Genomic DNA, 13,835 nt, shown 5'->3' with positions numbered 1-13,835 from the left:
AGGAGGAGAACATGACCACCGCACTCGGTGAGAAGATCAAGGCGATCATTCAGGCGAACGGTCCGATCAGCGTCACCGATTACTTTTCGCTGTGCCTCGCCGATCCCGAATACGGATACTACAAGACCAAGGAACCCTTCGGCAGCTCCGGCGACTTCGTCACCGCGCCCGAGGTCAGCCAGCTCTTCGGCGAGATGATCGGCGTCTTCATCGTCCACGCATGGCAGCGCCACGGCACGCCTTTAGATGTGAAGCTGGTCGAGATCGGCCCCGGGCGCGGCACGATGATGTCGGACATGTTGCGTGTCATCGAGCGCCTCGCGCCGCCGCTCTTCGAAACGATGAGCGTCCATCTCGTCGAGACCAGCCCGCGCCTACGCGAGGTGCAGGCAGAGACGCTCGCCGCCCATCAGGGCAGGATCAGCTGGCACGACGGCTTCGATGAGATCCCGCCCGGCCTCACCCTGATCGCCGCCAACGAACTCTTCGACGCCATCCCCATTCGCCAGTTCGTGAAGACCGCGACCGGATTTCGCGAACGCATGGTTGGCCTCGACGTCGATGACGAACTGTCCTTCGGAACCGGCGTCGCCGGCATCGACCCGCAACTGCTCCCCGAGCAGGCAGCAACCGTGCCGCTCGGCACCCTCTTCGAGATCTCCCCTGCCCGTGAATCCGTCATGGTCGCCATCGCCGATCGGCTGAAGGCCTTTGGCGGCACGGCGCTGGCGCTCGACTACGGCCACCTGATCACCGGCTTCGGCGATACGCTGCAGGCCGTGCGCATGCACGAATTCGACCCGCCGCTCGCCCACCCAGGCGAAGCCGATCTCACCAGCCACGTCGATTTCCAAGCACTTGGCGAGACTGCCGTGGCGGCCGGGCTCCACGTCAACGGCCAGCTGCATCAGGGCGACTTCCTGGTGGGCCTCGGCATCCTCGAACGCGCCGCAGCCCTCGGCCGTGACCGCGAACCCCGCACCCAGCAGATCATCCAGGCCGCCGTCGACCGCCTGGCCGGCGAAGGCGAGGGAAAGATGGGGGAACTCTTCAAGGTGATGGCCGTTTCCCATCCCGCCATCGATCTGATGCCGTTCCGCTCCGTGGATTGACAGGGCGCGCGCGGCGGGGTCAACATCGCCGCAATCGACAGCGCTTCGTCCGACACACCGTCTGGGCGTCGCTAAAACAAATCTTGGGCCGAAACAAATCTTGGAACGACCGATGACACATGCGCCCTCCCCGGAACCGATCCAAAGCGCGCTGCTGAACGAAGCGACGGGCGACACAATCCAGCACGGCTATTTCACCCGCCAAGGCGGCGTCTCTGACGGCATCTATCGCGGCCTCAATGTCGGCCTCGGCTCCAACGACGAGCGCGCCAAGGTCGAGGAAAACCGCAGGCGCGTCGCCGGCTGGTTCGATCTGCCGGTCGAGCGGCTGGCAACCGTGCATCAGGTGCATTCGCCCGACGTCGTGGTGGTGGACGCCTCCTATGACGGCACCCGCCAACCGGCCGACGCGCTGGTGACCGCAACGCCCGGCATCGCGCTCGGCGTGCTCGCCGCCGATTGCGGTCCGATCCTCTTCGCCGATCCGGAAAACAGAGTTGTCGGCGCGGCCCATGCCGGCTGGAAGGGCGCCTTCACCGGCGTGCTCGAAAACACCATCGACGCCATGATCAAGCTCGGGGCCAAGCGCGAGGCAATCGTCGCCTGCCTGGGCCCATCGATCAGCAAGGCGAGCTACGAGGTCGGCCCCGAATTCGTCGAGCGCTTCGTCAGCGAAAACGGCGACTACCAGCGCTACTTCACCCCGTCGGAAAAGCCCGGCCATTCGATGTTCGACCTCCCGTCCTTCACCATCGATCGGTTGCGTGCCGCCGGCGTCAAGGCCGAAAGCCTCGGCGTCTGCACCTATCCCGACAGCGAACGCTTCTTTTCCTACCGACGAACGACACACAGCCAGGAACCGGACTACGGCCGACAGATTTCGGCAATTGCCATAAGGGAGATGTGACCGGTATGGGCCTACACTTCGAAACCTCCGAATTCGCCGATCGCCTCGCGCGGCTGACACAGCAGATGCAGGAGGAGAAGCTCGATGCCCTCCTCCTCTTCGCACAGGAAAGCATGTACTGGCTGACGGGTTACGACACCTTCGGCTACTGCTTCTTCCAGACGCTGGTCGTCAAGGCCGACGGCACCATGGCGCTTCTCACCCGCTCGGCCGATCTGCGCCAGGCGCGGCAGACGTCGATCATCGAAAACATTCACATCTGGGTCGACCGCGTCAACGCCGACCCGACGGTCGATCTCAAGAACCTGCTGGTCGAGATGGATCTGCTCGGCGCGCGCATCGGCGTCGAATACGACACACATGGCATGACCGGCCGTATCGCAAGGCTTCTCGACACCCAGCTGATGGCCTTTGGCCAGATTTCCGACGCCTCCTACCTCGTCAGCCGCCTGCGCCTCATCAAGAGCCCGACGGAGATCGCCTATGTCGAGCGCGCGGCAGCCCTTGCCGACGACGCGCTGGACGCAGCCCTTTCGCTGACGAAGGCAGGCGCCGACGAGGCCGCGATCCTTGCCGCCATGCAGGGTGCGGTCTTTGCCGGCGGCGGCGATTATCCCGCCAACGAATTCATCATCGGCTCCGGCGTCGACGCCCTGCTCTGCCGCTACAAGGCCGGCCGCCGCAGGCTCGACGCCAACGACCAGCTGACGCTGGAATGGGCCGGCGCCTACGCGCACTACCACGCCGCTATGATGCGCACGATCGTCATCGGCGAGCCGAGCTATCGCCACCGCGAGCTCTACAATGCCTGCCTTGAAAACATCCAGGCCATCGAAACCGTGCTGAAGCCGGGACATACATTCGGCGATGTCTTCGACGTCCATTCGAAGATCATGGAGGAGCGCGGCCTCTCGCGTCACCGATTGAACGCCTGCGGCTACTCGCTCGGCGCCCGCTTCTCGCCTTCCTGGATGGAGCACCAGATGTTCCATGTCGGCAATCCGCAGCCGATCGAACCCGGCATGTCGCTGTTCGTCCACATGATCATCATGGATTCCGACAGCGGCACGGCCATGAGCCTTGGTCAGACTTATCTTACGACAGCCGAAGAACCGAAGGCGCTGTCACGACACCCGCTCGACTTCATCAACCTCTGAGTGACCAACCTTTAGAATCCGTAATTGACATCGACATGCCCCGACCGTCATAAAGTTGGCCGGGGCATATGCCGCGTGGCGACACGCGCACGGAAAGAAGGATGACACGAGGGATGACGCGACTTGCGACAGCGCCCACGCTCATCGCCTGCCTTGCCCTGCTTTCCGCCTGCAACACCACGGATGCCCTGACGCCCCTCGTCGACATCGGCGACACCTCGGGCAGCATCCGATCGACGCCGGTCACCCAGGGCGAGGTCGAGCGCATGGCCGGCACGCCGCGCCGCGCCCAGGCTTTTGCGTCTTCGCCGCGCGAGGGCGGCTACCACCCCGCCTATGTCGAGCAGGACACCACATCAGGCCCCATATCCGGTCGCGGCGCCCCGCCGACGACGATGCAGGCCCAGGCCTATGCGCTCGACGGCCAGACCGAACAATCGCCAAGAGCGTCTGCCGCCATCCGCAGCCAGCCTCTTTCCGAGCCGGTCTCCGACACCGTTTCGGAGCCTGTTTCGAACGCGCAGGCCGAAGAGCAGGACATCGCCGACGCGGAAGCCAAGGAAAAGGCAGCCGAACCCAAGCGTACGGCGATGCTCACGCCATCGGGCGCATCGACAGTCCGCTTCCTGCCAATCATCGGCGCGCCGGTTCAGGCCGTGACGCCCCTGTCGCGGCAGCTCGGCGCCGAGGCCCGCTCGCACGGCCTCTCGATCAAGAGCTCCAACGACAACAGCACCGCCTTCATCCTCAAGGGCTACCTCTCGGCCTTTTCCGACAGCGGCAAGGTCACGGTGGTCTATGTCTGGGATGTGCTCGATAACAGCGGCGCCCGACTGCACCGCATCCAGGGACAGGAGAGCGTTCCCTCGCAGGCGCAGGATCCCTGGGCCGTGGTTCCGGCCTCCGTCATGCAGCAGATTGCGTCCAAGACGATCACCGAGTTTTCCTCGTGGCGGGACGCCCGTGGCGGTTAAGCCACAAGCTTTTTGGAAATATAAAGGCGCAAGTCGCCTTTACCCTTGCATTCGGGAACAAGCTGGCTAAAAAGCGCGGCTATCAGCAGGCAACAGGCGGACCAAGATGAAGGTTTTCGCAGGCAATTCGAACCGGCACCTCGCCGAAGAGATCTGCAACTATCTGAAAGTGCCCTTGGGCAGAGCAACGGTCCGAAGATTTGCCGACCAGGAAATCTTCGTGGAGGTCCAGGAAAACGTACGCGGCGAGGATGTCTTCCTCGTCCAGTCTACGTCCTTCCCGACGAACGACCACCTGATGGAATTGCTCATCATGATCGATGCGATGCGCCGCTCGTCGGCCCGCCGCATCACCGCGGTCCTCCCCTACTTCGGCTATGCACGCCAGGACCGCCGCGCTTCGGGCCGCACGCCGATCTCGGCCAAGCTCGTCGCCAACCTGATTACCGAAGCCGGTGCCGATCGCGTCCTGACGCTCGATCTCCACGCCGGTCAGATCCAGGGCTTCTTCGATATCCCGACAGACAACCTTTACGCCGTGCCGATCCTGACGCGCGACATCAAGGCCAATTACGACATCTCCAACGTCATGGTCGTTTCGCCTGACGTCGGCGGCGTCGTGCGTGCCCGCGCGCTCGCCAAGCGGCTCGACTGTCTGCTGTCGATCGTGGACAAGCGCCGCGATCGCCCGGGTGAATCCGAAGTCATGAACATCATCGGCGACGTCACCGGCAAGGACTGCCTGCTCATCGACGATATCGTCGATTCCGGCGGCACGCTCTGCAACGCGGCCGACGCGCTGCTCGCCAAGGGCGCGGCAAGCGTTACCGCCTACATCACCCACGGCGTTCTGTCGGGTGGTGCTGTGACCCGCATCACCAATTCGAAGCTGCGCGAACTGGTCATCACCGACTCCATCCAGCCGACGACGGCAGTCCAGTCGGCGCACAATATCCGCGTGCTGACCACCGCAACGCTGATCGGCGAAGCCATCAACCGCACCAGCCAGGAAGAATCCGTCTCCAGCCTCTTCGACTGAGCCGGACAGGACTTTCTCTGCGCCCTTCCTCCCCCGCGCCAATTCGGCTAGGATTATCAACGATATCCAGCCGACGGGAGGAAGAGGCATGGCGACAATACTGAAATCTCCGATCAGACTGGCGATGCTGGTCATCCTGCCGGCACTCYCCGCCTGCACGGCGGACATAGGCCCCGGCTATGGACCAGGCCCCGGTTACGGACCCGGACCGGGGCCGGTCCGCCCGGCACCACCGCCTCGCCCTCGCCCACCGCAGCCACAAATGTGCACCATGGAATACGCGCCTGTCTGTGGCGAACGTGGCGGACGCACGCAGACCTTCGGCAATGCCTGCCAGGCCAACAACAGCGGCTTCCGGATCGTCGGTCGTGGTGAATGCCGCGCCGGGCCGCCGATGACACCGGGACCCGGCCCTCGCCCGCCCCGCCCGCGCCCTCCCCATGAAGAACCGATGCCACCGCAGCGGCCAGGTGGCATCTGCACGCGCGAATATCGCCCCGTTTGCGGCGAGCGCGGCAGAGAGATCAGGACATTTTCGAATTCATGCGAGGCAGGCAATGCGGGCTTCCGCATCGTCGGTCAGGGCGAATGCCGCCGCTGATTGCGCTACTCCAGCAAGCAATTCCAGCAACAGTGCAGCGCGGTTTTGCGTCCGGAATTGCGTAATAACAAATAGATAGAGCATTTCTGCGTTTCGAAGAAAGGCGGAGATGCTCTAACCCGCAGCAGGTTTCCGGCCCACGAACGGGGCCGGAAACGACTTGGGCTCAGTTCGCGCCCTTGATCACCTGGCCATTGACCGTGATCGAACCATCGCGTGCGACGTTGACGTCCCAGCGCTGACGACCATCCGGATCGGTCTTGCCGAAGCCCTTGACCATCATCAGGCCGAAGGAAACCTGGTTGAGGTCGGGATTGCTCTTGGCCAGTTCCTGGATGGCGGTGATCGTCTTGTCGAAGTCGCGCGCGACGATCGATGCATTCAACGAATAGGCCGTGGTGGACTCCGGAATGCCGCGGACTTCACCCGAAATCTCCGCATCATAGACGCTGGAGCGCGCCGAAATCTTCGGGAAGGCAACGACGAACTCGCCATTGGTCAGGAGCTTCTCGAAAGCCTTGTCGCTCTCCGCCTTGCTCTTCTTGTCGTCTGTGAAATCGACCTTCATCAGCTCGTCGCCAACAGCCGCGATGTTGAGTTCCGGAAAGGCGAACTGCATGTCCACCTCTTCGGGAACGAAGGGCGCGTACATCTCGGGAAGCAATGCGCTGTTGAAGCTGATCTGTTTCGCCGCCATGCCGACATCGAACCGCATTGCATCGCTCGGACCGCTCATGCCGATCGTGTAGTCGACGCTGTCGGCGCCACCGCTGCCGGCCACGCTCGACACGTTGACCTTGTTAAGGGTCACCGTCTCGTTGAGGCTCGACATCAACGGGAACGACTTGCGCAGCAGCTCCTTGAGCTTTTCGCTCTCGGCGCGCTTGAGCTTCTTCTCATCGGCATGTTCGAGGACGAAGGCGAGAATCTCGCGGAAATCGTTGACGGAAACGCCGTTCACGGCCGCCGCGAAATCCACCGTGTCGGCGCGGATTTCAACCGGCGGCACGTCCTTGCCGCTGATCTTCTCGACAAAGCCGTGCATCGTGCCGCTGCCGGCGAAATTGGTGCGCCCCTGCATCTCGCCGTCCGACGAGGTCATCTTGTAGGTCGACGATCCGGTCTCGACGCTCACCTCTTCCTTCTCTGTCTTCGACGAGAAGCGGAGCGCCTTGCTGGAGAAGTCGCCAGACTTCAGATAGCTGATCGCCGGGTCGAAGACACCGTTCGAAATCAGCGAATCGATGACGTAGGTGAATTCGGTGTTCGGCTGGCCGGGTGCCTTGAAGGTACCCGTGACGTCGAGCGAATTGTTGCCCTCGATCGTCCACAGGCCGCTCTCTTCGGGCGTTGCGAAGATCGACCACGGGTTCAGGCCCTTGACGGAGAAATTCTTCGGGTCGGCCTTCTTCAGCAGCGCCGCGAAGTCATAAATGATCTCGTAGCGTGTGCCGGCCGGGTTGACGGTCACGAAGCCCTTGGCGGCGTCCTTCGGCAGGAGCTTGGAAAGGTTCGCCTCGATTTCCTTTGCGCCCTTCTGGTTGATATCGACAGCCTGAGACGTCGAAACCAAACCGAGAAGAACGACAGCCGTCGCCGTTAGGGTCTTGAGTTGCATGCTGAATTTCTCCCTTACGATTTGAGGTCGCATGTGACGGCTTGGCCCCCGCCCTGTCAACCCGGCAGTTGCATGCGCGGTCTCAGGCAGCGATCTTGCGCGGACGCATCGGCATCGGCCGGCCGAGCAGATAGCCTTGCGCCTCGTCGCAGCCTTCGTTGAGCAATATCCCGAGCTGAACATCCGTCTCGACACCCTCCGCGAGCACCGGGATATTGAGGCTTTGCCCGAGCGCCAGGATAGCGCGGATGATCGCCTTGGCCTGTTCGCTGGTCTCTACCTCGTTCATGAAGCTGCGGTCGAGCTTGATCTTGTCGAACGGAAACGCGCGCAGCGTTTCCAGCGACGAATACCCCGTACCGAAATCGTCGATGGCGATCGATACGCCGAGATTCTTGACCTGACGCAGCGTCAGCAGCGCGCGGTCCTTGTCGACGATGATCGACGACTCGGTGATCTCGAGCTCCAGGCGCCATGGCTCGAGGCCGGTCTCGAACAGGACCGCGTGCACGAGATGCGCGATATCCTGGTGACCGATCTGGACGGGCGACAGATTGACGGCGATCTTGTGCTTGTCGGCCCAGCCGGCAGCCTCCTTGCAGGCTTCGCGCAGCACCCATTCGCCGATCGGAACGATCGCGCCGCATTCCTCGGCAACCGAGATGAACTCGCCCGGCGGTACGTTGCCCCGCGTCGGGTGGTTCCAGCGCAGCAGCACCTCGTAGCCGGTGATGTCGCCACTCGATACCGATTTCTGCACCTGGTAGTGCAGGTGCAACTCGTTCCTTTCGATGGCCAGCCACAGGTCGCTCGCCATCTTGCGGCGGTCGCGGGCTGCCTCGTCCATTGCCACTTCATAGAAGCAGATGCGCTCGGAAAGAGTCGCCTTTGCGCGGTACATGGCAAGATCGGCATTGGCGAGCAGCATTTCGCCGGTCGAGCCGTCTTGCGGATAGATGGCGACGCCGATGCTGGCGTCGGGGTTGATATCGAAGCCGTCGACCTTGAATTCGGTCGTCAGGCTTACCTCCAGCCGCTCCACGAAATCATGCAGATCGGCGATATCGGAAAACTGCTTCAAAGCCGCGAATTCGTCGCCGCCGAACCGGCCGACGAATTCGTCTTCACCGAGAAGCGCGCTCATGCGGTCGGACAAGGTGACCAGCACCTGGTCGCCGGCGTGATGGCCGCGCTGATCGTTGATCTCTTTGAACTTGTCGAGATCGATGCCGATGACGGCAACCTTCGTCCCGGCACGCTTGGCGACCGCCAGATCCTGCAACAGGCGCTCGGAAAATTCGGAGCGGTTGGGCAATCCAGTCAACGCGTCGTGACGCGCCATGAAAGCGATCTTCTCTTCCGAGAGCAGTCGTTCCGTGATGTCTTCATAGGTGGCGACCCAGCCGCCATCGAGAAGCATGTTCAGGTTCAGCTGGATCGACCGGCCCTCAGCCGCCTTGTGCACGATCGAACGCTCGCCCGATCTCAGCGCACGCATCAGCTTGTCGTAGTGCTCGGACGCGCGCTTGGTCACAACCTCGGGATCCGAGAAATGGATCTCGTAGCCGATCGTGATGATCTCCTTGTAGGTCATGCCGGGGCGGATCGCACCCCGCTCGAATTCGAAGATGTCGCTGTAGCGGCAGTTGGCAAGCACGAGGCGTTCCTCGGCATCGAACAGGCAGATGCCCTGCGAGACGTTCTCGAGCGCGAGATCGAGATTGCGCGAGACCTCCTTGAGGCGGTCGCGGTCGGCCTTCTGCTCGGTCACGTCCTTGGTAATCTTCGCGTAACCGGCGATTTCGCCGTCTGCACCCCAGATGGGATCGATCACGACATGCGCCCAGAATGACGTTCCATCCTTGCGGAACCGCCTGCCCTCTTGCTCGAATTTCCCTTCGGTGCGTGCCCTCAAAAGCGCGCGCTGCGGCAAGCCGGCCGCGCGTTCCTCTTCGGAGTAGAACCGCGCGAAGTCCTCGCCGATGATTTCGTCGGCTGTGTATCCCTTGGCTCGCTCCGCACCCGCATTCCAGTTGGCGACCCGGCCATCCTTGTCGAGCATGTAGATCGCGTAGTCGGTCACGCCCTGCACGAGCATCTCGAAACGCGCCTCGCTCTCCTTCGTCGAGGTCTCCGCCCGCATCGCGAACAGGGCCGCGGCGAAGCCGGACGCAATCATCGACAGCGAGACCGACAGCAGTGTGACGACCATGAAGCCGGTGGACATCGTCTCGCTTGGATCGATCGCCGGTCCCGGACCTGGCACGATCGTCAGTGCCGCCATGGCGATGAAGTGCATTGCCACGATCGCGGCGCAGACGATCGCGGCCGGCACAAGCAGCTTGCGCGCGTCAGCCTTGATATCGGGAAGCAGATAGAAGCCGATGGCCGAGATGACCACCGCGCAACCCATAGAGGCAAGCACCAGCGACTGGTCCCAGAGCATGCTGCCCGGAAACTGCACGGCCATCATGCCGAGGAAATGCATGGATGTAACGCCGACGCCAAACAACACGCCCGCGAAACCCCGCCGCACCCTGCTCTCCGCGCCAGCCGCAAACGCCACCGCCGCAAGCGTCGCGACAACGACGAGCACCAGCGACGTCAATGTCTCCGACGTGTCGTAACCGACGACCACGCCGCTGTCATAAGCCAGCATCGCCACGAAATGCGTTGCCCATATGCCGAAGCCGCCGGCGGCACCGCCCATCAGAAGCCAGATCAGGCGCGCGACCTTGACGGTACTCCGCGCTCTTTGCAGCAGCGTCAGCGCGGCGAGGCTCGATAGGAAGCACAGGCATCCGGCCAAAACGACCAGCCTGAGATCGTGCATGTAGGCAATGCAGTTAAAAACGGTAAACATGAGATATCCGGACCAATTTGCCGTTTCGCTTTCATATGCGGCCGCTTAAGAAACCAATAATTCCGGCACCCCAAGAATTCTTGACGATTGCTAATCGCAACTGTCATTAATGCTCCGTCAACGGCGGCTGATCTTGGGTTTTGATTGGCGCGCGGCGCGGATGCTTAAGTTGCATCAGCCTATGCTAAAGAACAGATGCGCGGCATCGCTGCATCTGCATTCCTCTTGCGCGCCGCAACTCTTGCCATTCCGCCGCAACTAGACTATAGCGCACGCGTCCGCACAGACACCCTTGGAGGCAATGCGGATGAGGATGGGGAAACCCGCCTCCAGTTCAGCGACAGGCGATGCCTGCGCCGAGCTCTCCAAATAACCTCGGAAGGAAAAGTCATGAGCCACGAAAGCTACGAGCTCAAGGCCGAGGCGCGCGAACGGGTTGGTAAGGGGTCCGCCCGTGAACTTCGCCGCAATGGTCTCATCCCGGCTGTCATCTATGGTGACAAGCAGGCCCCAATTTCTATCACGCTGAACACCAATGAGGTGACCAAGCGCATCCACGCTGGCGGTTTCATGACCACCATCGCTACGATCGACGTCGACGGCAAGAAGTACAAGGTTCTGCCGAAGGACTACCAGCTCGATCCGGTCCGCGACTTCACCATGCACGTGGACTTCCTGCGCGTATCCGGCAACACCGCCGTTACCGTTGCGATCCCGGTTCACTTCATCAACGAAGAAAAGTCCCAGGGCCTCAAGGTCGGCGGCGTTCTGAACATCGTTCGTCACGACGTCGAAGTTCATTGCCCGGCTGATGCCATCCCGGAATTCTTCAACGTTGACCTCAGCGGCAAGAAGATCGGCGACAGCATCCACATCTCCGAAGTCACCCTGCCGAAGGGCGTGACCACGGTTATCGACCGCGACTTCACCATCGCTACGATCGTTGCTCCGGCAGCTGGCGTATCGGAAGAAGAAGAAGCTGGCGAAGCTGAAGCTTGATCCTTTGATCGCTTGAACGCTTTGTAAAGTATAAGACCCGCTTTCTCCGGAAAGCGGGTCTTTTCATTTCTACAGAGATAAGCGCTTCAACTTCGATTAAGACATTTCGTGGAAGCATGCCCCATCGTTCCAGAGCAGGTCTTGTTCTGAACGAAGAAATTTCGCGGCAAGGGGCAGACGCAGGAAAATGCATAATTCCGTTCAGAACAGATTTCTAGGAATCGTGTTCGCCGCATTGGTTCTGCTCGTAGCCCCGCTTTTTGTTCTGTTCCTTTTCCTGTCCTCCGGACGTGCCGAAAAGGAAATCCGCGACCACATCTCCGTTCTTCTCGTCGCGAACTCGCAGGCGCTGGCAAAGCCGCTCTGGGATCTGGACGAGGACAGCGTCGCGCAGATCAGCGCCGCCGTCGTCTCTCAGGGCACCATAGTCAAGGTTCAGGTCCGCGACGCATCCGGCCAGCTTGACGTCACCCAGTCGACGATCCCCGCCTCCTACGACGGCGAATTGGTCGAAGTCTCGCACGCCATCACCTACACCACGCTCGACGGCCCGAAGAAGCTGGGCACGATCTCGGTCTTCTATCCCGCGCCGGGCCTGTTTTCCGGCTTGAAGAATGAAGAGATCATCTTCCTGTCGATCTTCGTCTTCGCCGTCCTCATCGTCTTCTGCGCCGCCCTCATCGGCAACCGCATCGTCCTCATTCGCCCGCTGACGCGCCTGATCGCGGCCATCGAGGCCACCGGCCAGCTCGGCTCGCGCCATCATGTCGACTGGCGCTCCAACGACGAGATGGGCCGACTTGCCAAGAGCTTCAACACCATGCAGTCCAAGCTGGAGAGCGAGGAACAGGAGCTGAAGCTCGCGCACCGCCGCGCAATCGACATCTACAATCTGACGCCCGCCATGCTCTTCTCGCTCGACGAGAACGACCATATCACCGCCGTCAGCGACTACTGGCTCGCCGCCACCGGCTACGAGCGCGACGATATCATCGGCAACCGCTTCATCGATCTCGTCACCCCGGACACCCGCAGCGCCTTCCTCGGCCGCAAGGGTGAGCTGAATGGCGGCGCGACTGTCGATGTCACCGTCAAGTTCCTCTGCGCCGACGGCCGCGTCATGGACGTGCTGATCCTGGAATCGAAGGCTGCAACCGGCGGCCAGGGCGGCCTGTCGCTGTCCGTCATGACCGACGTCACCGCCCTGAAGGCCTCGGAAGCGAAGAACCACAAGCAGGCGATCACCGACCATCTTACCGGCCTTCTCAATCGCCAGGGCTTCGAGACCGTGCTCGACGGCAAGATCCGCGAGGCTGATGCCGCCAACCAGGAGCTCGCCTGCCTCTTCGTCGATCTCGACCGCTTCAAGTGGATCAACGACAATCTCGGCCACGCCGAGGGCGACAAGGCGTTGCGCGAGTTCGTCGGCCGCCTGAAGAGCAAGCTTGCGCCCACGGATGTGGCCGCCCGCCTCGGCGGTGACGAGTTCGCGATCCTGCTGCCCGCGGGCAACGCCGCCGAGCGCGCCGACCTGATGGCCGAGATGCTCGCTTCCATCTTCAACGAGCCCTTCGGCACCGACATGCATCTGAGCGCCAGCGTTGGCATCGCCATCTATCCGCGCCACGCCGACAATGCCGCCGAACTGCTGCAGAAATCCGACATGGCGATGTACGCCAAGAAGCGCGACGGCAAGAACGGCGCCCAGCACTTCGACAACGGCATGGTCGATCACGCCCGCGCCCGCGCCGAGATCGAAAGCTGCATCGAGATCGGCCTGATCGAGGATTGGTTTGCAGCCTATCTCCAGCCGATCGTCAATCTCAATGGCCGCGGCGTCGCCGGCTTCGAAGCGCTGATGCGCCTCAATCACCCGGTGAAGGGCCTGATGGCACCGGCCGCAATCATCAACGTCGCCGAAGAGACCGGCAAGATCATCCGAGTCGGCAACGTCATCATGGAGAAGGCGATCGAACATCTGGCGACGCTCTCGGCGCTGCCCGGCCTCGAGAGCAGCTACCTCGCCATCAACTTCTCGCCGCTGCAGTTCGAGCCGTCGCTGCCCGCACGTCTGGCCTCGCTGCTGATGCGCCACAACATTCGCCCCGAGCGGATCGTGGTCGAGATCACCGAGGCGGTGCTGATGCACAACAACCCCGAAATCCGCAAGATCGTCAGCGACATGCGCCAGTTCGGCTGCCGCATCGCGCTCGATGACTTCGGCACCGGCTACTCCTCGCTCAGCTATCTCAACCGCTTCCCCGTCGACATCATCAAGATCGACCAGTCGTTCACCCGCTCGATCAACGATGCCAACGAGGATATCCGCCAGAAGAGCCGCACGCTCGTCGAAAGCATCACCACCCTCTCGCACAAGATGGGCTGCACGGTGATTGCCGAGGGCATCGAGACCGAGCAGGAATGCCACACGCTCTGCGAGATGGGTCTCGACTACGGCCAGGGCTACCTCTTCCACCGTCCGCAGACCGTCGATCAGCTGGCGAGCCGACTGGCAGACGCGCACACGCTCGCCCGCGCCTCCTGAACGCTGAGAGAGAAGCCGAG

At 62.1% G+C, this 13,835-nt stretch carries 10 protein-coding genes and 1 pseudogene; 8 read left to right on the top strand and 3 right to left on the bottom strand.

Features of this window, described 5'->3' with window-relative positions; all coding sequences use genetic code 11:
* Positions 1-11: 11 nt before the first annotated feature.
* From AC1DOG_RS00990 to AC1DOG_RS00965, 6 genes and pseudogenes are all read left to right on the top strand, one after another.
* Positions 12-1,112 carry a class I SAM-dependent methyltransferase gene (locus AC1DOG_RS00990; protein ID WP_477926487.1) on the top strand — a complete coding sequence of 367 codons (1,101 nt, stop codon included), beginning with the start codon at positions 12-14 and terminating at the stop codon, positions 1,110-1,112.
* A gap of 112 nt (positions 1,113-1,224) precedes the next feature.
* Complete coding sequence (gene pgeF / locus AC1DOG_RS00985; RefSeq protein WP_112980137.1) at positions 1,225-2,019, top strand: peptidoglycan editing factor PgeF; 795 nt, start codon at positions 1,225-1,227, stop codon at positions 2,017-2,019.
* Positions 2,020-2,024: 5 nt separating this feature from the next.
* Positions 2,025-3,176, top strand: a complete 1,152-nt coding sequence (locus tag AC1DOG_RS00980) for a M24 family metallopeptidase (RefSeq protein WP_477926486.1) — start codon at positions 2,025-2,027, stop codon at positions 3,174-3,176.
* A 113-nt stretch (positions 3,177-3,289) separates the two neighbouring features.
* Complete coding sequence (locus tag AC1DOG_RS00975) at positions 3,290-4,150, top strand: hypothetical protein (RefSeq protein ID WP_018897393.1); 861 nt, start codon at positions 3,290-3,292, stop codon at positions 4,148-4,150.
* Between the two features lie 106 nt (positions 4,151-4,256).
* Complete coding sequence (locus tag AC1DOG_RS00970; protein ID WP_018897392.1) at positions 4,257-5,189, top strand: ribose-phosphate pyrophosphokinase; 933 nt, start codon at positions 4,257-4,259, stop codon at positions 5,187-5,189.
* A gap of 88 nt (positions 5,190-5,277) precedes the next feature.
* Positions 5,278-5,787 (top strand): annotated as a pseudogene (locus AC1DOG_RS00965) (Kazal-type serine protease inhibitor family protein); the annotation flags it as partial.
* On the opposite strand, the gene AC1DOG_RS00960 reads toward AC1DOG_RS00965, so the two are convergent.
* The 3 genes from AC1DOG_RS00960 to AC1DOG_RS00950 form a co-directional block, all read right to left on the bottom strand.
* Positions 5,731-5,874 (bottom strand): hypothetical protein, encoded by a 144-nt coding sequence (locus AC1DOG_RS00960; RefSeq protein ID WP_477926892.1) that lies wholly within the window; start codon positions 5,872-5,874, stop codon positions 5,731-5,733. The pseudogene AC1DOG_RS00965 and the gene AC1DOG_RS00960 overlap by 57 nt on opposite strands.
* 82 nt (positions 5,875-5,956) lie before the next feature.
* Complete coding sequence (locus AC1DOG_RS00955; protein WP_477926485.1) at positions 5,957-7,408, bottom strand: hypothetical protein; 1,452 nt, start codon at positions 7,406-7,408, stop codon at positions 5,957-5,959.
* Between the two features lie 82 nt (positions 7,409-7,490).
* Complete coding sequence (locus AC1DOG_RS00950; RefSeq protein ID WP_477926484.1) at positions 7,491-10,271, bottom strand: bifunctional diguanylate cyclase/phosphodiesterase; 2,781 nt, start codon at positions 10,269-10,271, stop codon at positions 7,491-7,493.
* Positions 10,272-10,661: 390 nt separating this feature from the next.
* On the opposite strand from AC1DOG_RS00950, the gene AC1DOG_RS00945 reads away from it, so the two are divergent.
* Together AC1DOG_RS00945 and AC1DOG_RS00940 are read left to right on the top strand one after the other, a co-directional pair.
* Entirely contained in the window at positions 10,662-11,270 is a 609-nt protein-coding gene (locus tag AC1DOG_RS00945) for a 50S ribosomal protein L25/general stress protein Ctc (RefSeq protein WP_113196778.1), read from the top strand.
* A 187-nt stretch (positions 11,271-11,457) separates the two neighbouring features.
* Positions 11,458-13,815 (top strand): EAL domain-containing protein, encoded by a 2,358-nt coding sequence (locus tag AC1DOG_RS00940; RefSeq protein WP_477926483.1) that lies wholly within the window; start codon positions 11,458-11,460, stop codon positions 13,813-13,815.
* Positions 13,816-13,835: the final 20 nt, after the last annotated feature.

It is taken from the genome of Rhizobium sp. 01N48 (genome assembly GCF_056399145.1).
This window is presented reverse-complemented; position numbering and strand designations above follow the sequence as displayed.

Bases quoted from the DNA above. Each gene is read 5' to 3' on its own strand.
- AC1DOG_RS00990 (WP_477926487.1), top strand. From the start codon at position 12: ATGACCACCGCACTCGGTGAGAAGATCAAGGCGATCATTCAGGCGAAC.
- pgeF (WP_112980137.1), top strand. From the start codon at position 1,225: ATGACACATGCGCCCTCCCCGGAACCGATCCAAAGCGCGCTGCTGAAC.
- AC1DOG_RS00980 (WP_477926486.1), top strand. From the start codon at position 2,025: ATGGGCCTACACTTCGAAACCTCCGAATTCGCCGATCGCCTCGCGCGG.
- AC1DOG_RS00975 (WP_018897393.1), top strand. From the start codon at position 3,290: ATGACGCGACTTGCGACAGCGCCCACGCTCATCGCCTGCCTTGCCCTG.
- AC1DOG_RS00970 (WP_018897392.1), top strand. From the start codon at position 4,257: ATGAAGGTTTTCGCAGGCAATTCGAACCGGCACCTCGCCGAAGAGATC.
- AC1DOG_RS00960 (WP_477926892.1), bottom strand. From the start codon at position 5,874: ATGCTCTATCTATTTGTTATTACGCAATTCCGGACGCAAAACCGCGCT.
- AC1DOG_RS00955 (WP_477926485.1), bottom strand. From the start codon at position 7,408: ATGCAACTCAAGACCCTAACGGCGACGGCTGTCGTTCTTCTCGGTTTG.
- AC1DOG_RS00950 (WP_477926484.1), bottom strand. From the start codon at position 10,271: ATGTTTACCGTTTTTAACTGCATTGCCTACATGCACGATCTCAGGCTG.
- AC1DOG_RS00945 (WP_113196778.1), top strand. From the start codon at position 10,662: ATGAGCCACGAAAGCTACGAGCTCAAGGCCGAGGCGCGCGAACGGGTT.
- AC1DOG_RS00940 (WP_477926483.1), top strand. From the start codon at position 11,458: ATGCATAATTCCGTTCAGAACAGATTTCTAGGAATCGTGTTCGCCGCA.